Annotated in this window: 17 protein-coding genes and 1 pseudogene; 5 read left to right on the forward strand and 13 right to left on the reverse strand. The window is 67.3% G+C overall.

What is annotated here, in order from left to right:
• Nucleotides 1–6: 6 nt before the first annotated feature.
• From LXE91_RS32020 to nthA, 4 genes are all read right to left on the reverse strand, one after another.
• A complete protein-coding gene (locus tag LXE91_RS32020; protein WP_039356733.1) occupies nucleotides 7–594 on the reverse strand; it encodes a LysE family translocator in 588 nt (195 codons plus the stop codon).
• A 187-nt stretch (nucleotides 595–781) separates the two neighbouring features.
• On the reverse strand, nucleotides 782–2,044 hold the full coding sequence (locus LXE91_RS32025) for a GTP-binding protein (RefSeq protein ID WP_046196510.1): 1,263 nt from the start codon (nucleotides 2,042–2,044) through the stop codon (nucleotides 782–784).
• Nucleotides 2,041–2,694, reverse strand: a complete 654-nt coding sequence (nthB, locus tag LXE91_RS32030) for a nitrile hydratase subunit beta (protein WP_039356730.1) — start codon at nucleotides 2,692–2,694, stop codon at nucleotides 2,041–2,043. The genes LXE91_RS32025 and nthB overlap by 4 nt, the downstream gene beginning before the upstream one ends.
• A 44-nt stretch (nucleotides 2,695–2,738) precedes the next feature.
• Nucleotides 2,739–3,338, reverse strand: coding sequence for a nitrile hydratase subunit alpha (nthA, locus tag LXE91_RS32035; protein WP_039356728.1), 600 nt, complete (start codon nucleotides 3,336–3,338; stop codon nucleotides 2,739–2,741).
• A gap of 506 nt (nucleotides 3,339–3,844) precedes the next feature.
• On the opposite strand from nthA, the gene LXE91_RS32040 reads away from it, so the two are divergent.
• The 4 genes from LXE91_RS32040 (at nucleotide 3,845) to LXE91_RS32055 (ending at nucleotide 8,657) form a co-directional block, all read left to right on the forward strand.
• Nucleotides 3,845–4,741, forward strand: a complete 897-nt coding sequence (locus tag LXE91_RS32040) for a transporter (protein ID WP_039356725.1) — start codon at nucleotides 3,845–3,847, stop codon at nucleotides 4,739–4,741.
• A 92-nt stretch (nucleotides 4,742–4,833) separates the two neighbouring features.
• Nucleotides 4,834–5,892, forward strand: a complete 1,059-nt coding sequence (oxdA, locus tag LXE91_RS32045) for an aliphatic aldoxime dehydratase (protein ID WP_039356722.1) — start codon at nucleotides 4,834–4,836, stop codon at nucleotides 5,890–5,892.
• Between the two features lie 56 nt (nucleotides 5,893–5,948).
• The gene (locus LXE91_RS32050; RefSeq protein ID WP_039356718.1) at nucleotides 5,949–7,475 is read left to right on the forward strand and encodes an amidase; all 1,527 of its coding nucleotides are present in this window, start codon (nucleotides 5,949–5,951) and stop codon (nucleotides 7,473–7,475) included.
• 141 nt (nucleotides 7,476–7,616) lie between these two features.
• Nucleotides 7,617–8,657 carry a helix-turn-helix domain-containing protein gene (locus LXE91_RS32055; RefSeq protein WP_039357334.1) on the forward strand — a complete coding sequence of 347 codons (1,041 nt, stop codon included), beginning with the start codon at nucleotides 7,617–7,619 and terminating at the stop codon, nucleotides 8,655–8,657.
• Nucleotides 8,658–8,732: 75 nt separating this feature from the next.
• Here the strand turns inward: LXE91_RS32055 and LXE91_RS32060 are convergent, their stop codons facing one another.
• The 6 genes and pseudogenes from LXE91_RS32060 to LXE91_RS32085 all read right to left on the reverse strand — a co-directional run bounded on the left by LXE91_RS32060 (nucleotide 8,733) and on the right by LXE91_RS32085 (nucleotide 17,829).
• Nucleotides 8,733–10,172, reverse strand: coding sequence for a heavy metal sensor histidine kinase (locus LXE91_RS32060; RefSeq protein ID WP_278068149.1), 1,440 nt, complete (start codon nucleotides 10,170–10,172; stop codon nucleotides 8,733–8,735).
• The gene (locus LXE91_RS32065; protein WP_039356712.1) at nucleotides 10,169–10,864 is read right to left on the reverse strand and encodes a heavy metal response regulator transcription factor; all 696 of its coding nucleotides are present in this window, start codon (nucleotides 10,862–10,864) and stop codon (nucleotides 10,169–10,171) included. The genes LXE91_RS32060 and LXE91_RS32065 overlap by 4 nt, the downstream gene beginning before the upstream one ends.
• Nucleotides 10,865–10,892: 28 nt before the next feature.
• Nucleotides 10,893–12,415: pseudogene (locus LXE91_RS32070) on the reverse strand (efflux transporter outer membrane subunit).
• Nucleotides 12,412–13,641, reverse strand: a complete 1,230-nt coding sequence (locus LXE91_RS32075) for an efflux RND transporter periplasmic adaptor subunit (RefSeq protein WP_039356705.1) — start codon at nucleotides 13,639–13,641, stop codon at nucleotides 12,412–12,414. The pseudogene LXE91_RS32070 and the gene LXE91_RS32075 overlap by 4 nt, the downstream one beginning before the upstream one ends.
• Before the next feature lie 36 nt (nucleotides 13,642–13,677).
• Entirely contained in the window at nucleotides 13,678–16,845 is a 3,168-nt protein-coding gene (locus LXE91_RS32080; protein ID WP_039356702.1) for an efflux RND transporter permease subunit, read from the reverse strand.
• Nucleotides 16,846–17,073: 228 nt separating this feature from the next.
• A complete protein-coding gene (locus tag LXE91_RS32085; RefSeq protein WP_039356700.1) occupies nucleotides 17,074–17,829 on the reverse strand; it encodes a Crp/Fnr family transcriptional regulator in 756 nt (251 codons plus the stop codon).
• 168 nt (nucleotides 17,830–17,997) lie between these two features.
• Between LXE91_RS32085 and LXE91_RS32090 the strand changes: the two genes are divergently transcribed.
• Complete coding sequence (locus LXE91_RS32090) at nucleotides 17,998–19,653, forward strand: acyl-CoA synthetase (RefSeq protein ID WP_039356697.1); 1,656 nt, start codon at nucleotides 17,998–18,000, stop codon at nucleotides 19,651–19,653.
• 36 nt (nucleotides 19,654–19,689) lie between these two features.
• Here the strand turns inward: LXE91_RS32090 and LXE91_RS32095 are convergent, their stop codons facing one another.
• From LXE91_RS32095 to kch, 3 genes are all read right to left on the reverse strand, one after another.
• Complete coding sequence (locus LXE91_RS32095; RefSeq protein ID WP_039356694.1) at nucleotides 19,690–21,672, reverse strand: methyl-accepting chemotaxis protein; 1,983 nt, start codon at nucleotides 21,670–21,672, stop codon at nucleotides 19,690–19,692.
• Nucleotides 21,673–21,832: 160 nt separating this feature from the next.
• Nucleotides 21,833–22,264, reverse strand: coding sequence for a YqaA family protein (locus LXE91_RS32100; RefSeq protein ID WP_039356692.1), 432 nt, complete (start codon nucleotides 22,262–22,264; stop codon nucleotides 21,833–21,835).
• Between the two features lie 85 nt (nucleotides 22,265–22,349).
• Nucleotides 22,350–23,525, reverse strand: coding sequence for a voltage-gated potassium channel protein (gene kch, locus LXE91_RS32105; RefSeq protein WP_039357331.1), 1,176 nt, complete (start codon nucleotides 23,523–23,525; stop codon nucleotides 22,350–22,352).
• Between the last annotated feature and the right edge of the window lie 101 nt (nucleotides 23,526–23,626).

A 23,626-nucleotide genomic window follows, 5' to 3' on the forward strand; every position in this document is an offset into this window, starting at 1 on the left:
CAGGCACTAGACGTCGAGCAGGAAGAGTGCGCTGCCCGCGAGCAGCAGCGCCATCAGCCGGTTGAACACGCGCATGTGCCGCGCGTTCGCGAGCCGGTGCCGCAGCGACGCGCCCGCATACGACCAGCACGCGATCGACGCGAAACAGATCACCAGGTACAGCGCGGCGAACTGCCAGACCTGCGCGCGGTCACCATCGGTCGCATACGCGCCCATCGCGGCCACGCATGCGAGCCACGCTTTCGGATTGAGCCACTGCATCGCCGCGCCGGTGGCCGCCGACGGGCCGGCCACGTCCGGGTCGGCCGACAGCCGCCCGTCGTCGAGCGCGAGCCGCAGCGCCATATAAAGCAGGAACGCGATCCCCGACCACTGCGTGGCCGTCGTCAGCACCGGCCAGCGCGCGAGCGCCGCGTGCAGCCCGAGGCCGATCAGCAGGAACAGCGCGACGAAGCCGAGCGTCGCGCCAGCCGCATAGCGCAGGCTCGCGCCGAGGCCGTGGCGTGCGCCGGCACTGAGCGCGACGATGTTGACGGGACCGGGGGTGATCGACGAGGCGAGCGCGAACGCGGCCATCGAAACCAGCATGCTCATTGGATGTCTCCATGCGAAATGTCGAAAGTCGCATCGAGACTACGGGCGCCGCACGGGCCCGTATTGAAGAAAACTGCCCTCGGCGACGCTGTCGGGATTCACGTCACGCTGAACCGGGCGCAACGCCCACTGGCCGATCGAAAGTCGTCGGACGCGGGCGTTGCAAACGACGCCGTCGAATCGCACTTCACGGATGGGCGGTAGTCGCGAGCGCGTCGAACCTGTCAGCTTCCGGAAAACGGCGCCAGGACTCCGGGCCTGCGTCGATTTCTGCGACCGTCAGCAGACACGCATCGAGTTCGCGACGCAACTGGACGTAATCGATCGACTGCCCGATGAAAACGATTTCCTGCCGGCAATCGCCAGCCGGTTCCTCCCATTTCTTCAGCACGCCCTCGCGACGATAGTCGTCATGTGGCCAGTCCGACGGTGGAGTAAACCGCCACCATCGGCCAACGTAGCCCCACTGGAACGCGTCGCCGGCCTGCACGAGCATGGCGGTTTCCGCATATCGATGCGCAGCCCAGACATATCCCTTGCAGCGAAGCAGGCGGCCGTTGGTCCAGGGGCGACGCAGCCACGCGAGCAGGCGCGCCGGATGAAACGGCGCACGTTCGCGATAGACCCACGACGCGACCCCGTACGCATCCGATTCCGACGGACGTTCGTCGGTCTGCATGCGTTGCATCCATCCCGGCGATTCGACGAGCGCCGTTAGATCGAAGCGCCGCGTATCCAGGACGTCCGACGGATCGACTTTGCCGTGCTGCATCGGCAGGATTCGCGCCGATGGATTCAGTGATGCCAGAATTGCGCGCAGCCGCTCGAAACCCGCGTGGCCGATCCGGTCGAGTCGGCTCACGAGGATCACGTTCGCATATTCGACTTGTTCGATCAGCAGATCCGACAGCTTGCGCGGTGGATCGGCATCGCTGCCGTTCGCGAGCGGGGCGTCGCGCGTGACCGGTTCGGCCGAAGCGATCATGTCCTCGAACGTCTCGCCGTTGACCACCGTGACGAGCGTGTCCAGCCGCGCGAGTTCGCTGAGGCTGAAGCCGTCCCGGTCGAGAAACGCGAACGTCTCCGCGACCGGCATCGGCTCCGAGATACCCGTCGACTCGATCAGCAGATAATCGAAACGACGCTGCCGCGCAAGCGTGCTGATCTGCTCGAGCAGATCGGCGCGCAGCGTGCAGCAGATGCAACCGTTGGTCATTTCGACCAGTTCGTCCTCGCCTCGATGCAGCTCGACATTGCGCCGCACGTCGTCGGCGTCGACGTTCACTTCGCTCATGTCGTTGACGATCACGGCGACCTTCAGGCCGGCGCGGTTGCGCAGGATGTGGTTCAGCAACGTCGTCTTGCCGGCGCCGAGGAAGCCGGACAGCACGGTGACCGGAATCCTCGGCGCCGGGGCCGCAGGCACGTGTCGATTTGCCGGCGTCGTCATGCGCTCTGCCCAGGCGCGCGATCTAGGTAGCCTTCGAACAGGTCGACCACGACATAGCCGTCGTCGGCGGCGTCGCCCCACAGATCCTTCACGCGGAACTCGACGTGATAGGTCGGCTGATGCGCGGCGCCGGTGTCGCCGTGGCCGATCGCATCCGGGAATGGCCACGATTCGGTCGTCCGGTGCAACACGACGCCTGCCTTGCCGCGAACGTAGCCTGGCGCGCGGATGTGTCCGCTGACGTATTCGTCGCGAACGACGACGCGATCGCCGACCTCGAACCGCGTCGACTCGGGTGGGGCCGCGCGGCCGCCGGATCGCGGCGGGTTCGCGAGCCGGAAATGCGAACCGAGCGCGCGGTCGAGTTCATCCTGCGCGAGCACGCCGGTTTCGACGAGCAAGGTTGCGGTCGCGATTACGTAGCGCTCGTAGTAGCGCGTGCCGACGTGCTGGCGCACGTCGATGCGTTCGACTGCGTGACGTACCTCGTCGACGCTGAATTTTTTCAGTTGGTCCACTCCGACGAACATCAGGCTGTACGCGAGATGCTCCCAGTCTTCCTTGAAGACAGGTTTGTAGCCGAGACTGTTGATCGTATGCGGCACCGGGCCGAAACCCTGGAATCCGCCGAGGTCGTGAAAGCCGTCCATATGTGATCTCCGAGATGAAGGTCGAGAGCGAAACGTGGTGCGAGTCAGTGCGCGCGCGGCAGCGCAACGCCGATCAGCACGTCCTTCGTGACGAGCGTGCGCAGTTGTTCCTCGGTCATGTGCTCGCTGCCGGCCGGCCGCACGGGCAGCACGAGATAGCGGCTTTCGGCGGTCGTATCCCAGACCTTCACGACGACGTCATCGGGCAGGTCGGTGCCGAGCTCCCGCAGTACCGTGCGCCCTTCGCGGACGAGCCGTGCACGATATTCGAAGCCCTTGTACCACTCGGGCGGCAGCCCGAGTACCGGCCAGTTCGTGCATGAGCACAGGCTGCAGACGATCACGTTCTTCAGCGTCGGGGTGTCTTCGAGCGCAACGATGTATTCGCCCTGCGGACCGGTGTAGCCGAACTGCGCGCATGCGGCCGTGCCGTCCTTCAGCAGAAGTTCGCGAAACCCCGGGTCGACCCACGCGCGCGCGACGATGCGCGCGCCGTTGGCCGGATCCCAGGTCGTGGACATCAGCTCGGTCAGATTTTCGATATAGCCGTCGGGAATCAGGTTCTTCTCTTTCATCACGCGAAACAGCGCCCAGGCGCGTTCGCCGGGCGTCGAGCGTGTTTCCTCGGAAGGAATCGTGTTCATCGTGGGGCTCCTTGTCGTGGTTCGGGGCGACCGTCGCCACGGCGTTGCGACTGCCGTGGCGGGGTGTGGGCGCGTCGTGTCGATCACGCTCGACGAGCAGGGTAAGAAGAGAAAAAGCGCGGTTCTTTGCCAGCACGGATCGGAAACTGTGCCGAGACGGCCCCCGGTGGGCGGCCGGCGCCGACGCGCACCGGATGCACGGCGATTCATGGCATCGACAGGGCGTCCGGCACGCAAAGGCGGCAGCCGGCGTGCGTTTTACGACCGCCGTATGGCACCGGCCACGGAGGTCCGCCACAGCCTATTTCTTGTTCCGCCGGAAAACAGAAATGCGGATTTTGCCTTTCTATTCTCACCCTCAAGCGATGGCCGTCCGGTGTCGCGAATCGTCGGCACTCTCCCGAGTACCGGCGGAATAACAGTCAGCCAGCACCCCGCGATTCCATCGTCCGGCAACAGTTCCCGTTCGTCGAACATGGCGGTGTCTGCGCATCCAGGTGAGGAGCATGATGGGCAACGTCAACAGAATGAAACTGAAGCGAATCGCGCGGTGGATCGGCTTGTCGCTGATGGTCGTCGCATCGCATTACGCAGGCGCGGTCGAGGTCGATTCCGGCGACTACGAGCAGTATCCGGCCGGTGCGACGATCGGCGTGCTGTACTACAACTATTCGGCGACGAACGCGTACTACGCAAATGGCCACCGGACGTCGGATTTCGATCTGCAGTCCAATGTCGGCATCGCCCGCTTGCTGCATGTGTTCCAGCTCACCGACAGGCTCACGATCGATCCGCAGGTGTTGCTGCCGTTCGGTCACATCAGTAGCTTCGGAAACGCCGGCACGCTTGGCAGTACGAATGGTGTCGGCGACGTGATCCTGACCGCTCCGTTGAAATTCCGCCTGAACGAAGCGAAGGACGTCGTCGCCGCGACGGTCTACGTTTACGCGCCGACCGGGAGTTACGACCAGAACCGTGGTCTCAATCTCGGCGCCAACCGCTGGTCGCTCGATTTTCAGGCGGCCTACATCAAGCACTTTTCACCGCAGTGGGCACTCGATCTCGTCGGCGACGCGATCTGGTACGGCAACAACGCGTCGTATGGCGCGAACGGTGCGACGCTGCATCAGCGGATGAGCTACAGCGCACAGGCGATGGTGCGTTACATGCCCGATCCCGGCACGTCGATCGGGATCGGTATCACCCAGCTCTGGGGCGGTGAAACGAGCGTCGATGGCGCGGACAACAACGACGCGCTACGCACGACGCGCCTGCGGATTACCGCGGCGAAGTTCGTGACGAAGGCCGACCAGGTGCAAATCCAGCTCGGCACCGACCTGAGCGTGCGCAACGGCCCGAAGAACAGCCTGCTCGCCGGTCTGCGTTACGCGCACATCTTCTGACCACCCGCATGCGCCGGGATATGGCCGGTGCATCCCGCTCTTTCCCCACGTCGATACCTCGACACCCGATTACCTTTCCAGAGAGGTCACGCATGGAATCCGCCATCGACAAACACCTGATCTGCCCGCGGACGCTGTCACGCCGCGTCGCCGATGATTACCGGCCGCCGTTCCCGATGTACGTCGCCCGGGCCGCCGAAGACCTGAGCCAGGTCGTGATGGGCTATTTCGGCGTCCAGTATCGCGGCGTCGACAGGCGCGCAGCGGCGCTGGCCGCATTGCGCCGGATCGTCGCCGATTTCGGTGCGCAGGACGGCCCGAACAACTTCGACCTGACACAACACACCGACGACCAGGGCTACGAGAACCTGATTGCCGTCGGCTACTGGCGCGATCCGGCCGCGTATGGGCGCTGGATTGCGTCGCCGGCAATCGTCGAATGGTGGGCTTCCGACGCACGCCTCGCGGACGGGATCGGCTACTTCAGGGAAATCGTCGCGCCGCGCGCCGAGCAGTTCGAGACGCTTTACGCATTCACGAGCGATTTCCCGGGCGTCGGCGCGATCATGGACGGCGTCAGCGGCGAGATCGAGGAGCACGGCTACTGGGGTTCGATGCGCGACCGGTTCCCGATTTCGCAGACGGACTGGATGACCGCGGACGGCGAGTTGCGCATCGTCGAGGGCGATCCGGCTCGCGGCGGCCGTGTGGTCGTACTTGCACACGACAACATCGCGCTGATTCGATCCGGTCAGGACTGGCGCGCCGCGGAGACTGACGAGCGCCGACTGTATCTGGAGGAGATCGAGCCGACGCTGCGCAGCGGAATGGAGTTTCTGCGCGACAACGGCAAGGACGTCGGCTGCTACAGCAATCGCTACGTGCGCTCGATCGATCTCGACGGCAACGTGCTCGACGAGAGTTACAACATCGGCCACTGGCGCTCGCTCGACCGCCTCGAGCGCTGGGCCGAATCCCATCCGACGCACCTGCGGATCTTCGTCACGTTCTTCCGCGTCGTCACCGGGCTGTCCAAACTGCGGCTGTATCACGAGGTTTCCGTCTTCGATGCAAAGCATCAGGTCTACGAATACGTGAACTGCCATCCGCGCACCGGACTGATGCGCGACGCCGTCGCCATCGCCCGCTGAACCCTGTCGGCGCCAGCCAAGGCTGGCGGTGCCGCTTACCAAACTGGAGAATGTCGATGGCCATCAGACGCCCGACCCGCGAACAACTGTCCGACATCGCAGCCGGCTTCGGCTTTCATGTCGATTCCCGCCAACTCGCCGAATACGACGATGCGCTGCAGGCCAACTTCGACGCGTACGACGTGATCGACGCGCTGCCCGACCATCTGCCCGTCGTCGCGTATCCGCGCACGCCCGGCTACCGCCCGGAAGGCGACGAGAACCGTTACGGCGCATGGGCGCAGAAGATTACGATCCACGGCGCCGCCGACGGCAAGCTGCGCGGCAAGACGGTGGCCGTGAAAGACAACATCTGCGTCGCCGGCGTGCCGATGCGCAATGGCGCGAGCACGTTCGAGGGCTACGTGCCCGATGTCGATGCGACCGTCGTCACGCGGGTGCTCGACGCCGGCGCGACGATCGCCGGCAAGGCGACCTGCGAGTACTACTGTTTTTCCGGCGGCTCGCACACGAGCGCGTCGGGGCCGGTGCACAATCCGCGCAAGGCTGGACACTCGTCCGGCGGCTCGTCGTCCGGCAGTGGCGCGCTGGTCGCGAGCGGCGAGGTCGACATGGCGCTCGGCGGTGACCAGGGCGGCTCGGTGAGAATCCCGTCCGCCTATTGCGGCATCTACGGGATGAAGCCGACGCACGGGCTCGTGCCGTACACCGGCGCGATGCCGATCGAGGCGACCGTCGATCATCTCGGGCCGATGACGAGCACCGTGCTCGACAACGCGCTGCTGCTCGACGTCATCGCGGGCGACGACGGGCTCGATCCGCGCCAACGGATGTTGCCGCCGCGCGCCGATTATCTCGGCGCGATCCGCGACGGCATCTCGGGCCTGCGGATCGGCATTCTGCGCGAGGCGTTCGGGCTCGCGAATTCGGAGAAAGTGGTCGACGAGGCGGTGCGGGTCGCCGCGCTCCGGTTGCGCAAGCTGGGCGCGAGCGTCGACGAAGTGTCGGTGCCGCTGCATGCGGCCGGCACCGCTATCTGGCTGCCGATTGCGGCCGAGGGTGCGACGCAGCAGATGATGAAGGGCAACAGCCACGGTTTCAACTGGGGCGGCCTGTACGTGACCGGCATGATCGATCATCACGCGGGCTGGCGCGAGCGCGCCGACGAACTGCCGGATACCGTGAAGGTGACGATGCTGCTCGGCGAATATTTCACGAGCCGGTATCGCGGGCGCTACTACGCGAAGTGCCAGAACCTCGCGCGACGCCTGCGATCGGCTTACGACGCGGCGCTGCAGTCGTATGACGTATTGCTGATGCCGACCGTACCGATGCGCGCGTCGGTACTGCCGAAGGCCGGCTGTACGACGTCCGAATCGCTGACGCGGGCGTTCGAGATGCTCGCGAATACGGCGCCGTTCGACGTGTCCGGGCATCCGGCCATGTCGCTGCCGTGCGGGGTAGCCGACGATCTGCCCATCGGGCTGCAACTGGTCGGGCGCCGCTTCGACGAGGCGACGATCTACCGCTGCGCCTATGCGTATGAACAGTCTTCCGACTGGCGTCAGACGGCATTCGCATGACATGCCCGGCGCGGCAGCGCATCGCCGCGCCGCATGTCGGTCCGACCGGCAACGCGGCTTGCACGGTTGCCGATTGGACAATGCGCTTTTGAACGGGCACGCTACCGGCTGCGTGTTGGCTAACCCATGTGGGGCACGATCATGACGATGCGTCCTTTCCCGCGCGCGGCAAGCGGCGACGCGCCCGGCCCGGCGTCCGGCAGCCCGCCGGACGAATGGACGAATTCGGCGATTGAGGTGGCGACCGACGGCTCGGTCAGCCAGCGTATCGAGTTTTGGCGCGAGACGATTCTGCGTTTGTTCGCGGACGTGCAGATCGCGGCCGTGCAGAAAGCCGATTTCTTCGGCCAGGTGCGGCAGCGCAAATGCGAAAAGATGCGAATCTCGGAAATCTACGCAAGCGAGCAGGCTGTGATTCGGCGCTATCGCCAGGCGCGGAGCGAGTATGAGGACAAGTATTTCGGCGTATTGATGCTCGAGGGCAGCCAATCGGTCGAGCAGGACGGCAAGATCGTCACGCTGCGCCCCGGGGATTTTGCGATCTACGATGCGACCCGGCCTCACCACCTGCAGTTCGGCCAGTCGTGGCGCGAGATCGTCGTCAGCATTCCCCGCGCGACCCTGAACCAGCTCGTCATCGGGATGGAACACCGCACGGCCTGCCCGACGCAAACCGGGGAGGGCGTCGGCAGCGTCATGCGTGCGTTTCTCGAGCAGATGTCGTCGCAGATCCGCAGTGTGACCGAGGAAGAGATGCGGCAGTTGTCGGATACCGCGATCTCGCTGATCGCGATGACCCTCGGGGGCATGCAGCGCAACGACCTCGCGCAATCGAGGATGAAGGCGTTGACGCTGACGCGTGTCAAACGGCATCTGCTCGAGCACCTGCACGATCCGGATCTGAGCCCGATGATGATCGAGCGGTCGATCGGGATGTCGTCGCGGTACATCAACAAGCTGTTCGAGGCCGAAAACACGTCGCTGATGCGTTACGTATTGAACCTGCGGCTCGAACGGTGCGCGCAGGATCTTGCGAATCCGCAATGCGCGGTGCTGCGCGTGTCCGACATCGCGTTGCGCTGGGGATTCAACGACATGTCGCATTTCAGTCGCGTGTTTCGGGAGCGGTTTGCGATGTCGCCGCGGGCGTGGCGCGAGCAGGGCGGCAAGCCGCGTGCGTAACCAGTCCCGGGCCGCGTTCGCGGCAGGCAAGCGCCGATCGGAAGAGCGGCTGGACGGCGACTGGCGCGGCAGCCGTCAGTGCAGCGCGCGCGGCGCGTGGGCCGGCCGCGCATCGCGCGCGTCGGCCGGGCGCAGCGGGACGCCTGCGCGGGCTTGGGTCGATACCGAGAACCCGAACGTGTTGACGCCGCCCGAACACGCGACGAATACGCTGCCGCCGTGCATCTCGGCCACGGCCTTGACGATCGACAGCCCGAGCCCGTGGTTCTCCTTGCTGTTCGCGCGCGCTTCCTCGAGCCGGTAGAAACGCTCGAACACGTGCGAGCGCTGCACCGGGTCGATCGGCTCGCCGGGGTTCGACACCGCCATGTCGACGAGCGTGTCGCGGCGCGTGATCGTCACGTTCACCGTCGCGCCGGGCGCCGAATGCTGGATCGCGTTGATCAGCAGGTTCGTCATCGCGCGGCGGAACAGCGACGGATCGACGGCCGCGCGCGCATCGCCGTGCAGCTCGGCGCGCAACTGCGCTTCGTCCAGCGGGATTTCGAGGAAGTCGAGCATGCGCCGCACTTCGTCGGCGAGCGACACGTCCTTCAGGTCGGTCGCGCGTTCGCCGCGGTCGCTGCGCGACAGGAACAGCATGTCGTTGATGATCACGCGCAGCCGCTCGAATTCCTCGAGGTTCGACTGCAGCGTCCGCTCCATCCGCTCGACCGTGCGGTCGCGGCTGGTCAGCGCGACCTGGGTCTGGCCGATCAGGATGCTGATCGGCGTGCGCAGCTCGTGCGCGACGTCCGCGTTGAACGCCTCGAGCCGCGCGTAGGTTTGCTGGATGCGGTCGAGCGCACCGTTGAACGACGTGGCGAGGTCGCGCAGCTCGGGCGGCAGCGCGTCGGTCTGCAGCCGCTGGCGGCGGTTCGCGAGGCTGATCGCCGAGGCGTCCTGCGACAGCCGGTCGAGCGGCGCGAGCCCGAAGCGGGCCACCGCGCGGCTCAGCAGCAGCGTGATGATCGTGGCGATCGTGATCAGCCCGGCGAGCGTCCAGCCGAAGCGGCGCAGCATCCGCTGCGTGCGCTCGCACGAGCTGGCGACGATCAGCTTCAACGCCGGCCGCTCGCCGTTACCGGCCACCGTGACGGTCTTCGTCATCACGTCGTAGGTGCTGTGGTTCAGCGCGTAGCGCTGGAACGCGCCGAGCGGTGCGCCGACGGGCACGCCGTCGACGGGCGTGCCGAAGCGGAAATCCGGATTCGGGCTGTCGACCTGGTAGTGCGTCGAGCCGTCGGGCGGTTCGAGGTCGGCGAGCTTTTCCTGCATGAGACGACCGCGCATGGACGTGGTCGCATGCGACACGATCATCTCTGCCACCTTGGTGCGCGTGTCGAGCGTCGCGCGCAGCTCGGCGAACAGCTGGCGCTCCATGATCACGAACAGCCCGCAGCCCACCAGCGTGAACACGAGCAGCGACACGATGCCGAACATCGCCGACAGCCGCAGGACGATCGAGCGTTTCATGCGGACCTCTCGGTGTCGCCGTCCTCGCGCGCCTCGAGCACGTAGCCCATGCCGCGGATCGTGTGCAGCAGCTTGTCCGTGAACGGGCCGTCGAGTTTCGCGCGCAGGCGCTTGATCGCCGTCTCGACGACGTTCGCGTTGCTGTCGAAGTTCACGTCCCACACGAGCTCGGCGATGGTCGTCTTCGACAGCACCTCGCCGCTGCGGCGCGCGAGCACGCCGAGCAGCTGGAATTCCTGCGCGGTCAGGTCGAGCCGCGTGCCGTCGCGCGTCGCGCGGCGGCCGATCAGGTCGACGCGCAGGTCGCCGATCGAGATCAGCGTCGATTCCTGCACGCGTGCGCGGCGCGTCAGCGCGCGCAGCCGCTCGATCAGCTCGAGGAACGAGAACGGCTTGGTGAGGTAGTCGTCGGCGCCGCCGCGCAGCCCGCGCACGCGGTCGTCGACGCGGTCGCGCGCGGTCAGCATGATGACGGGCGTCTGCTTCTGCGCGCGCAATGCACGCAGCACGCCGAAGCCGTCCAGCTTCGGCAGCATCACGTCGAGCACGACCACGTCGTAGTCGAATTCGACGGCTTTCCACGCGCCGTCCTCGCCGTCGAGCGCGGTGTCGACGACCCAGCCTTCCTCGGTCAGGCCGCTCTTCAGGTATTCAACGACTTTCGGTTCGTCTTCGACGATCAGGACTTTCATGTTCGAATCCGTTGTCCGGGTAATCCGGTTAAGGGCTCGGGTGCGCCGCGGCCGCCGCCGGCGCGGCCGTGGCGACCTCGGCCGGTGCGGGGCCGCCCGCGGCATGGCCATCCCAGCCGCCGCCCAGCGCCTTCGCGAGAAACACGACGAGCGCCGCGCGCTGGCCCTGGATCTGCACGGCCTGCCGCTCGCTCGTCAGCAACTGCTGTTGGGCCGTCAGCACGTCGATGAACGGCGTCAGGCCGCCCGCGTAGCGATCCTGCGCGAGCGACACGAGCTTGCGCGCATCGTCGACGGCCGCGGCGGCCTGCTGCGCGGCGTCGGCGAGCACCGACAGCCCAGTGACCGCATTCTGCACCTCCTGGAACGCGGTGAGTACGGTCTGCCGGTAGCTGGCCTGCGCGGCGACATAGCCGGCCTGCGCGAAATCGACGCCGGCTTTCAGCTTGCCGCCTTCGAACAGCGGCTGGCTGAGCGACCCGCCGACCGACCACAGCAGCGCCGGCACGGTGAACAGGCCGGCGAAGCGCGTCGCGTCCCAGCCGATATCGGGCGACAGCGTGATGCGCGGGAAATACGCGGCGCGCGCGACGCCGATCTGCGCATTCGCGGCGGCCATCGCGCGCTCGGCCGACGCGACGTCGGGGCGCCGCTGCAGCACGTCGCTCGGCAGGCCGGTCGGCAGCGCCGGCGCGTTGATCGGCACGACGCGCGGTGCGATCGAGAAGGCGGGGCCGGCGTGCCGACCAGCGTCGCGATCGCGGTTTCGACCTGCACGCGCTGCTGCAGCAGCAACTGCGCCTGCGTGCGCGTCGCGTCGAGCTGTGCGCGCTGCTGCAGCAGGTCGAGGCCCGACACCGCGCCGAGGTCGTGGCGCGCGCTCACGTAGTCGAGCGCTTTCTGCTGCAGGTCGATCGAGCGCTTGACGACATCGATCTCGGTGTCGAATTCGCGCAGCGCGAAATAGCTCGACGCGAGATTCGCGGTCAGCACCAGGCGCGCGTTCGCGAAATCGTCGCCGGCCTGCTCGGTGGTCGCCTGCGCCGATTCGACGCTGCGCCGCACGCGGCCGAACAGGTCGAGTTCGTAACTGACGGCCGCGCCGACCTGGATCTCGTTCTGCACGGTCGACGCGCTTTTCGTCGCGTAGTTGGTCTGCGGCCGGTCGGCGGAGATCTTGAAGCGCTGGCCGCTCGCGTTCAGGCCGACGGCCGGATACTGCGCCGAGGCGACCGACGCGAGCGTCGCCTTCGCCTGGTCGTAGCGCGCGGCGACGGCTCTCAGGTTCTGGTTGTTGCGCAGTGCGTCGGCCTCCAGCGCATCGAGCTGCGGATCGCCGAACGCGGTCCACCACGCCGGGTCGAGCGGTGCACGGGCCGGCGCGGCCGGATGCCAGTAGGAATCCGCCGGATCGAGCCGCCACGTGGCCGGCGTGTCGACGTCGGGCCGCTTGTAATCGGGGCCGACCGTGCAGCCGGCGAGCGCGGCGGCGAGCGCAACCGACGTGATGGAGACGGCGGCGGGCCGCCGGCGGACGCGCTTCGCGATCACGACTTCGCCTCCGCGGCACCGGAGGCCGGCTGCGCGGCCGGCGCCGTGACGATCACCGGGTCGCCGTTCGCGAGCGCGTCGCTCGGGTTCGTGACGAGGCGGTCGTTCGGCGTGAGCGGGCCGTCGACTTCGAGCGTCTGCCCGATCGTGCGCACGACCGTCACCTGCTTCAGGCGCACCTGGCCATTCGCATCGACGGTGGCGACCGTCGGGCCTTCGGCGCGGAACAGCAACGTATTGGCCGGCACCTGCAGGCGGCCGACCGGCGTCATCGGCAGTGTCGCCTGCACGTACGAGCCGGGCAGCAGCCGGCCGTCCGGGTTCGGCAGCGTGATCTCGATCTGCAGCGAGCGCGTCGCGACGTCGATCGCCTCGGACGTGCGCGTGACCGTCCCGTCGAAGGTCCGGCCCGGCAACTCGGCCTGCGCGACGCTCACGTGCTGGCCGACCTTCACCTGCTGCGCATACGCCTGCGGCACCTGCACGTAGAGGCGCAGCCGGTCCGCCTGCACGACCGTGAACAGCGAGCGGCCCGCGTTGCCGGAGCTGACGAGATCGCCCACATCGACGTTGCGCTGCGTGACGATCCCGTCGATCGGCGCGGCGATCCGCTGGAAGCCTTTCAGCTCGGTGAGGCGGCGCATGTTCGCATCGGCCGCGGCGAGGTTCGCGGTGCCCTGGTTGAACGCGCCTTGCCTGTCGTCGAGTTCCTGCTGCGAGACGGCATCGCGCTGGCGCAACTGCTGCGCGCGGTCGAACGACGTCTTCGCAAGCGCGAGCGCGGCTTGCGCCTGCTGACGCTGTGCGGTGGCCTGCGCGAGTTCCTGGTTCAACTCGGGCGTGTCGAGTTCGGCAAGCGTCTGGCCCTGCTTCACGTGCGCGCCGATGTCGGCCTGCCAGCGCAACACGTAGCCGCTCGCGCGGGCGTAGATCGGCGCCTCGACGAAGCCTCGCAGCGTGCCGGGCAGCGTCAGCTTGCCGCCGGTGGCGGCATCGACCGGATGCGCGATGGTCACGTACTGGCGCGTGTTCTGTTCGGCGACCGCGTCGAGCCGGTTGTGGTTCAGCACGTTGACGACGACCGTGCGCGCGGCGCCGGCGGCCAGCAGCACGCCGATCACGATCAGGACGATTTTCCCGCGTCGCGATACCGACGACCGTGCCGGCAGGTGCATGCCGTGTTCGTCCACCTGGATGCCGACTGCGCTGTGATGTTTCTCTTCCATGAATTCAACCAAATCAACCGGGTAGTGGGACGAAAGTCAGTGGCCGGCCGGGCGCGCACGCCGGCGGGCCAGCCGCGCATGCACGCCGCCGAACACGAGCGGCACGAACAGCAGGGTCGACACGGTCGCGAACAGCAGCCCGCCGATCACCGCGCGGCCGAGCGGTGCATTCTGCTCGGCGCCTTCGCCGAGACCGAGCGCCATCGGCACCATCCCGATGATCATCGCGAGCGCCGTCATCAGCACCGGCCGGATCCGCGTCGCGCCGGCTTCCAGCGCGGCCGTGAGCGGCGGCGCGCCGTCCGCGAGGCGCTGGCGCGCGAACGACACGACCAGGATGCTGTTCGCGGTCGCGACGCCCACCGTCATGATCGCGCCCGTTAGCGCGGGCACGCTCAGGTGCGTGCCGGTGATGAACAGCATCCAGACGATGCCGGCGAGCGCGGCCGGCATCGCGCTGATGATGATCAGCGGGTCGAGCCACGACTGGAAATTGACGACGATCAGCAGGTAGACCAGCACGATCGCCATCGCGACGCCCGCGCCGAGGCCGATATACGACGTGCGCATCGTCTCGATCTGGCCGCGCATCGTCAGCTCGGTGCCGCGCGGCAGCGTCGCGCGCGCATCGGACACGATGCGGTCGATCTCGCCGGCCACCGCGCCGAGGTCGCGGCCCTCGACGCTCACGTACACGTCGATCGCCGGGCGGATGTTGTAGTGCGTGATTACCGCCGGGTTCGCGGTGCTGCGCACCTGCACGAGGTTGCCGAGCAGTTGCAGCGGCATGCCCGTGCGGCCGCTCGCCGAGATCGGCGTGCCGAGCAGGTCGTCGACCGACGAGATGTTGTATTGCGGGGTCTGGATCTGCAGCGGGTACTGGACGCCCGTGCGCGGGTTGATCCAGAACGACGGCGTGGTCTGGGAACTGCCGGACAGCGAGATCAGCATGTTCTGTGCGACGTTCTGCGCGGAGAGGTTGAGCTGCTGCATGCGCGTACGGTCCATGTCGGCCAGCAGGGTCGGTTCGTCGTTGCGTTGAAGCACGTGCACGTCAACGGCGCCGGGGATTTGCCTGATCTTTTTCATCAGGCTGCTCGCGATAGTCATGTTACTCGCGAGATCGTTGCCGAGCACCTGCAGGTCGATCGCGGCCGGTTGGCCGAAGTTGAGGATCTGCGTGATGATGTCCGACGGCTGGAAGAAGAACTCGACGCCCGGGAAGCGCCCGGGCAGCACGTTGCGCAGCGCCTGCACGTAGTGCTGGGTCGCGCGGTGGCCGGGCTTCAGCGCGATCAGCAGCTCGCCGTCGAGCGTGCCGATCGTGCCGGCGTTGCTGTACGACAGGTTGATGCCGCTCACCGGCAGGCCGAGGTTGTCGACGATCGCGCCGAGTTCGTCGGGCGGCACGGTTTCGCGGATCACGCGCTCGACCTGGTCGGCGAGGCGCGCGGTTTCCTCGATCCGGTAGCCGGTCGGCGCGCGCATGTGCAGCCGGATGTTGCCGGAATCCGCATTCGGGAAGAAGTCGCGGCCGAGCACGAACACGAGGCCCGTCGACAGCACGCAGAAGCCGAGGAAGCACATCGCGTAGAAGCGGCGGCGCACCAGCAGGATGCTGAGCAGCACGATGTACCACGCACGCAGCCGCTCGAACGCCGCGTTGAACGCGTGATGGATGCGCGCGAAGCGCGACGTCGCCCGGCCGGGGCCGGTGCTCGCCTGCTGCGGGCGGAACAGCAGCATCGCGAGCGTCGGCACCAGCGTGCGCGACAGCACGTACGACGCGAGCATCGCGAACACGACGGCTTCCGCGAGCGGCACGAACAGGAAGCGCGCGACGCCCGTCAGGAAGAACATCGGCACGAACACGATACAGATGCACAGCGTCGACACGAACGCGGGCACCGCGATCTCGCCGGCGCCTTCGAGGATCGCGTCGTGCAGGTTCGTACCGAGATGCAGGTGCCGCTCGATGTTCTCGATCGTCACCGTTGCATCGTCCACCAGGATCCCGACCGCGAGCGCGAGGCCGCCGAGCGTCATGATGTTGATGGTCTCGCCGAGCGCGGACAGCGCGATCAGCGACGTGAAGATCGACAGCGGAATCGAGATCGCGATGATCAGCGTGCTGCGCCAGTTCCCGAGGAACAGCAGGATCATCATCGCGGTCAGCACGGCGGCGATCAGCGCCTCGTGGATCACGCCCTGGACGGCCGCGTTGACGAACACCGACTGGTCGAACAGCGGCGTGATCGTGAGCCCTTCGGGCAGCGTCGGGATCACCTTCGGCAGCAGCGCCTTCAGGTCCGACACGACCTTGAGCGTCGACGCGTCGCCGCTTTTCAGGATCGAGATGAGCACGCCGCGCTGGCCGTTCTGGCGCACGACGTTGGTCTGCGGCGCGAAGCCGTCGCGTACCGCCGCCACCTCGCGCAGGTAGGTCGTCGCACCGTTGATCGTCTGGACCGGCAGGTTGCTGATGTCTGCAACGGTATCGGCCGACGCATTCGTGTCGATCCGGTATTCGGTCTGGCCCATCTTCGCGGTGCCGGTCGGCAGCACGAGGTTCTGCGCGTTGACCGCGTTGACGATGTCGGCGGGCGTAAGCCCCTTCGCCTGCAGCGCCTGCGGGTCGAGGTCGATCGCGACCACGCGCGTGCGGCCGCCGTACGGGAACGGGATCTGCACGCCCGGCACCGTGATCAGTTGCGGGCGCAGGAAGTTGAGCGCGATGTCGGCGAGCGACTGTTCGCTGAGCGTCTTGCTCGAGAGCCCGAGCTGGATCACCGGGATGCTCGACGCCGAATAGGTGATCACGAGCGGCGGCGTCGCGCCTTGCGGCATCTGCCGCACGATCGCCTGCGCGGACGACACGGTCTGCGCGATCGCCGTCTGCACGTTCGCGCCCGGCTGCAGGAACACCTTCACGACCGCGATGCCGGGCAACGACGTCGATTCGACGTGCTGGATGTTGTTGACGGTCGTCGTCAGGATCCGCTCATGCACGGACGTGATGCGGTTCGTCATCTCGGTCGCGGAGAAGCCGCTGTAATTCCAGATGACGCTGATCACGGGAATGTTGATCGCGGGCAGCACGTCGACCGGCGTGCGCATCAGCGCAAGCGGGGTGGCCAGCACGATCATGATGGCCATCACGATGAACGTGTAGGGGCGCTTGAGCGCGAGATTGACGATCCACATGGAGGCGGCGGGACAGGCGGTGATCAGGCGTGGGTAAATGGAACCCGAATGATAGGCGTCGGCGTGGAACGGGTTACTGTCGCGAAACTGGCGGAATTGTCAGGTGGAGGCGGAGCGGCCGATGGCCGATTCAGCAGAGGAAATGCAGCGCGGCGCGATGGCCGGAAAACGGCCGCGATACCGGATGGGCGCGCTGCGTCGGCGGCGATTCCGTTCATCGTCTCGCGCTCAGATCTGCTCCATCCCGACGCGCGCGAGCGCACCGAGATCGACGACGTCGATCTGGTTGTACGCGAGCCGCAACGCGCCGAGCTTCTCGAGCTGCTGCAGCGCCTGGTTGATGCGCTGTCGCGATACGCCGACGAGCATCCCCAGTTCCTCCTGCGAGATCGACAGCGACGGGCCGGTGTCCGGGTACAGGTCGGGATTGAAGAGCTGCGCGAGCGCCTGCGCGACGCGTGCATCGACGTCGAGCAGCCGGCTGTTCTGGATCGACGCGATGAACTCGCCCATCCGGTTGTTCAACTGGTGGATCACGAAGCGCGTAAATGGCAGGCTCGTGTCGAGCAGCGCGTGGAACGTGTCGACCGGCACGAACAGCACGGTCGAGCGCTGGATCGCGACGACCTCGTACTTGCGCAGCTCGCGCTTGATCACGCTGCCTTCGCCGAACCAGCCGCCCGACGGCACGCCGGAGAACGTGCAGCCGCGCCCCGACGCGTTGAAGATCGCGAGCTTCAGCAGCCCGCGGTGCACGCCGATCCAGTATTCGGACGGCGCGAGCCGATGGGCGATCACGTCGCCGGCCTCGCACTGCTCGACGCGCGACTGCGCGAGCACGAGCGCCTGGTGCTCGGGCGCGAGCGTGCGGAACCACGCGCACTGGCCGAACAGCGTGGCCAGCGCCGGCAGCGGGCCCGGTTCGGGCAGGGCGTCGGCAGGGGCGGCGGGCGCGTCGGGCGGGGCAACGAGAGGGTCGTGCATGGGTGCGGGTTTGCGAGGATAGGGATAACACGCAGCGCATGAAAGGCACTCTGTCGTTTCGATGACAGACGGCTCACAATAGCGCCCGTTAGGCTGTCGGCAATTGAACCACATCAAAACGATCCGGGGTGGATGCGCCCCGGTCGACAGGACACGGGAGACAGGATCATGACGCAGATGTTCGAGGCCGGACTTGGCCGCCGCGACGCGAATTACGTGCCGCTCACCCCGATCGACTTCCTGGTCAGGACGGCCGAAGTCTACGGCGAGCGCCTCGCGATCGTGCACGGCGACGTGCGGCGCACCTGGGGCGAGACCTACACGCGCGCGAAGCAACTGGCGAGCGCGCTCGCGCGGCTCGGCGTCGAACGTGGCGACACGGTCGCGGCAATGCTGCCGAACATTCCGGCAATGGTCGAGGCGCACTTCGGCGTGCCGATGGCCGGCGCGGTGCTGAACACGATCAATACGCGGCTCGACGTGTCCTCGGTGCTGTTCATGCTGCGTCATGGCGAGGCGAAGGTGCTGATCGTCGACACCGAGTACGCGGAGTTCGCGCATCGCGCGGCGCTCGAGGTGCCGGGCCTGAAGATCGTCAGCGTGGCCGATGCGATGCCGGCCGATCCCGCGCGCTTCGCGGGCGCGACCGACTACGAGGCGCTCGTCGCGAGCGGCGACGCCGACTACGCATGGACGCCGCCCGCCGACGAATGGGATGCGATCGCGCTGAACTACACGTCCGGCACGACCGGCGACCCGAAGGGCGTCGTCTACCACCATCGCGGCGCGTATCTCGCGGCGATCAGCAACCTCCTCGAATGGGACATGCCGAAGCACGCCGTCTACCTGTGGACGCTGCCGATGTTCCATTGCAACGGCTGGTGTTTTCCATGGGCCGTCGCGGCGCGCGCGGGCGTGAACGTCTGCCTGCGCAAGTTCGATGCGAAGACGGTGTTCGACCTGATCCGCCGCGAGCGCATCACGCACTATTGCGGCGCGCCGATCGTGCAGAGCGCGATCGCGAACGCGCCGGCCGAGTTCCGCGAGGGCATCGGCCACACGGTGCACGCGATGGTCGCGGGCGCGGCGCCCGCGCCGGCCGTGATCGCGAAGATGAAGGAGATCGGCTTCGACCTGCTGCACGTGTACGGGTTGACCGAGGTCTACGGCCCGGCGACCGTGTGCGCGAAGCAGTCGCACTGGGAGGAACTGAGCGACGAGGAGCGCGCGCGGCTCAATGCGCGCCAGGGCGTGCGCTATCACCTCGAAGCGGGCGCGACGGTGCTCGATCCCGACACGATGGCGCCGGTGCCGGCCGACGGCGAGACGCTCGGCGAGATCATGTTCCGCGGCAACATCTGCATGAAGGGCTACCTGAAGAACCCGAAGGCGACCGATGAGGCGTTCCACGGCGGCTGGTTCCATACCGGCGATCTCGCTGTGCTGATGCCGGACGGCTATATCCGGATCAAGGATCGCAAGAAGGACATCATCATCTCGGGCGGCGAGAACATCTCGAGCATCGAGGTCGAGGATGCGCTGTACCGGCATCCGGCGGTGGCGGTCGCGGCCGTCGTCGCGATGCCTGACCCGAAATGGGGCGAGGTGCCGTGCGCGTTCGTCGAGCTGCGCGAAGGCGCGAACGTGACCGAGGCGGAGATCGTCGCGCATTGCAAGGCGCTGCTCGCGGGCTTCAAGGTGCCGAAGGCCGTGCGGTTCGGCGAGCTGCCGAAGACGTCGACCGGCAAGATTCAGAAGTTCCAGCTGCGCAACGCGGTGGGATCGGACAAGGCGATCGATCTGGCGGGCGACGACAAGAAGTAGGCGATGGGCCGGCCTGGGCCGGCCATCCGTTCTCCGTCATGCACTCCGTTCGAGCCGGAACACGCTGACCGCGTCCGACAGGTGCGCGGCCTGATCGCGCAGCGCGACGGCCGCGCGTTCAGCATCCGAAATCAGCATCGCGTTCTGCTGCGTCGCGTCGCCAATCTGTGTGACGGCCAGGTTGACCTGCTCGATGCCGGTCGACTGTTCGCGCGACGCGGCGCTGATCTCGCCGATCAGCGTGCGGACCTGGTCGACGCGCGCGACGATGTCGCGCATCGTGCCGCGTGCGGCCTCCGCGATCCGGTAGCCCTGTTCGACGGTCGTCGACGATTCGGCGCTCAGCGTGTCGATCTCCTTGACCGCGGCCGCGCTGCGCTGTGCAAGTGCGCGCACTTCGGCCGCGACCACCGCGAAGCCCTTGCCGTGTTCGCCCGCGCGCGCGGCCTCGACGGCCGCGTTCAGCGCCAGGATGTTGGTCTGGAACGCGATGCCTTCGATCGCGCCCGTGATCTCGGCGATCCGGCGCGTCGCGCGACCGATGTCGTCCATCGTCGTGACCACGCGCTGCACCGCGGCGTCGCCGTTCGTCGCGGCGGCCGACGCATCCGCGACCAGCGCATTGGCTTGCGCCGCGTGCTCGGCACTCTGCTGCACGGCGGCGGTGATCTGTTCCATGCTGGCGGCCGTCTGTTCGACGCTGCTCGCCTGCGTCGCGATTCGCGCGGCGATGTCGCTGCTGCCGGCTGCAATGTCGACCGTGCCGCGCGCGATGTCGGCGGAGCTGTTGCGCACCTGCGCGACGATCCGCGCGAGGCCGTCGCCGATCCCGTCGACCGCCTGCACGAGCCGGCCGATCTCGTCGTCGCCCGCATGGCCGCGCGTGGCCGCGCCGTCACGGATGCGCACGCTGAGATCGCCCGCCGCATAGCGCTCGGAGGCCCGTGCCGCCGCATCGAGCGGCCGGCTCACGACGCGGCGTACCACGATGACGAACAGCGTCGCGAACGCCGCGACGAGCACGGCGCCGATCATCAGGAAGCGGTTGCGGGTGGCGCGCATGGTGGCGAGCAGTTCGTCGTCGAGCGCGATGCCGCCGACGAGCCACTGCCACTGCGGAATCGTCGTGAACGACACGAATTTCGCGGTCGGGCCGCCATCGTGCGCGGCCGGGTCGGTCGACGTGTACGCGAGCCGCCCCTGGCCGGCCGCGAGCATCTGCGCATAAGGCGCACGCGTGTCGTCGGCAGGCCGGCCGTCGGCATCCGGATGCACGACGAAGGTGCCGCGCGACGGGCCCTGCGACGCATCGAGCACGAAGTAGTAGCCGTTGTCGCCGATCTTCAGCGCGCGGATGCCGTCCTCGACGAGCTTGAGTTCGGCGCCGATGTCGAGGCCGACGAACAGCGCGCCGATCACGCGGCCGGTCGCATCGGTCACCGGCTTGTACTGCGTGATGTACGACCGGCCGAACAGCTTCGCGAGGCCCGTGTAGCTGCGCCCGGCGACGAGCGGTGCGTACGCGGGCCCGGCACGGTCGAGCCTGGTGCCGACGGCACGCGCGCCGTCCTGCTTCTTCAGCGACGTCGTGATGCGCACGAAATCGTCGCCGTCGCGCGCGAAGATCGTCGCGATCGCGCCGCTTTTCTTCAGGAACTGGTCGGGAATCGAATAATCGAGGTCGAGCGGCTGGCCGCCCGCGAGCAGGGTCGGCGCGGCGACGCCGCCGATGTCGACGGTGCGCGCCGGGTCGAGCGAGAAATCAGGCGGGAGGAAGCTCGCGAACAGCGACATCGAGCGGTTGGCTTCGGCCGTCAGCGCCTTGTCGAACAGGTCGACCATCGCGCGGATCGACTGTTCCTTGTCGACGATCCGCATGTGTGCTTCTTCAGCCAGCTGCTGGCCGGCGAAATGAGCGAGCGTCCACGCGAAAACGGTAAACAGTACGGCGACGAGTGCGCACGCCAGCGCCGCAAGACGCGCGCCGACGCTCACCCGGCCCAGTTGGGTCAATCTCATGGAACATCCTGAGTGGGGAGGGAGAGGGGGGGCGGAACGCACGCGTCACCGCTAGTCGTCCGGTTAATACGGCAACTTCGGCGAAATCTTTAGCGGCGCGTCGTCGATGACGGTGGCGGCCGGTGCGGCCGTCGCGCGGGTGGGCGACGAGAAGCGCGTGTCAGTGCGTCACGAGCCACGCGATCACGAGATACCGCGCGACCTTCGCGACCGTGACGATCGCGAGGAACGACGGCAGCGGCTCGCGCAGCACGCCGGCGATCATCGTCAGCGGATCGCCGATCACGGGCGCCCAGCTCAGCAGCAGCGACCAGCGGCCGTAGCGCGCATACCAGCGCTCGGCGCGCGCGAGCGCGGCGGGCTTGACCGGAAACCAGCGGCGTTCGCGGAAGTGCTCGACGCCGCGCCCGAGCGCCCAGTTGATCACCGAGCCCGCGACGTTGCCGATGCTCGCGACGAACACCAGCGCCCACACGGGTTCGCGCCCGGCGAGCAGCAGGCCGGCAAGCACGGCTTCGGACTGCAGCGGGAACAGGGTCGCGGCGACCATCGACACGGCGAACAAGCCGCCGTAAGTGAGCAATTCGGACATCGCGCGATTGTACCGGGCGCGTGCCGGCCAATCCGGAGCACAGCGTCATGCGCTCATGCGTTCAGGCATTCAGGCATTCAGGCATTCAGGCGGCGTCGGCCGTGCCGAACAGCAGGTGCGAGATCAGCGACTTGTCGACGGGTTCGTCGTTGAGCGTGCTGGCCAGCAGTTCGCCGGCGAGTTGCTGCGGCGAGAACACCATGTCGGGCTTCAGCAGGCGCAGCCGTTCGAGGTTGCGCTGGTGGTTCACGAGCGCGACCGTGCGCACCGTCGGTGCGATCTCGCGGATCGCGAGGATGATGAACGCGTTCTCGGCATCGTCGGCGCGCAGTGCGAGCACCGCACGCGCGGTCGCCGCGCCGGCGCTTTCCAGTACCGCGTGGTCGGTCGCATCGCCGACGATCAGGTCGGTCGTTGCGGGATAGTTGTGCTCGACGCCGGCCGGCACGACGACGGTCACCGCGTAGCCGCGCTTGCGCAGCCCGTCGTGCACCGCATGCGCGACGGGTGTCGCGCCGACGATCAGGTAATGATGCTTGCGGATCACGTTCGAAATGCCTCCCTTGACGATCCGTTTCAGATTGCCGCCGATCACGGGGCCGACGACCGCGCTGATCGACGTCGCGAACACCGTGATGCCGAGCACGATCACCGATGCGGTGAACAGGCGCGCGGTCGGCGCGTGCGGGACGATGTCGCCGTAGCCCACCGTCGACATCGACACGATCGAGAAATAGACGGCCGTGGCGAGATCGTGGACGGGCGGCGTGAATTCGTCGCCGAGATACAGCACGCCGAAGGTCGCGTAGATCAGCAGCGACACGATGCTCAGCAACGCGAACAGGCTGCTCGCCGCGACGCTCGCGCGGTCGAAGTGCCGCCAGTAGTACAGCAGCGCGACGGCCAGCACGGCCGTGTAGACGAACACCGCGTGGCTGCGGTAACCGCCGAGCACGCTGATCGCGGCGGCCGCGACCAGCAGCAGGATCGACAGCACCCACGCGACGCGGGCGCGCAGCACGATGCCGATGGCCATCGTCGCGAGGCCGGCCGCGACGACCACTTGCGGCAACACGACGAGCCCGGCGTTGTCGACGAGATTCAGCGCATCGGCGAGCCACGCGTGATGCACGCCGAGCTTCGCATGCTCGACGACGGGGCGCAGCACCATGAGCGCATCGAGCGCGAGGAGGAGAGCGAGATACCAGTGCAGGCCGATCGGCGCGAACAGGCGCCGCAGGCGGGAAGTGAGGGGCTTCATCCAGTCGCCCGGCTGGCCGGGCATGTCCAACGAAACAGCCGCTACCCTAAAGCATTCGGCGATCGGCTGCTTTTTCGAGGGGCTTTGCGGCGGCCGCGATG

It is taken from the genome of Burkholderia contaminans (assembly GCF_029633825.1).
In the GTDB taxonomy this organism is placed as follows: Bacteria; Pseudomonadota; Gammaproteobacteria; order Burkholderiales; family Burkholderiaceae; genus Burkholderia; species Burkholderia contaminans.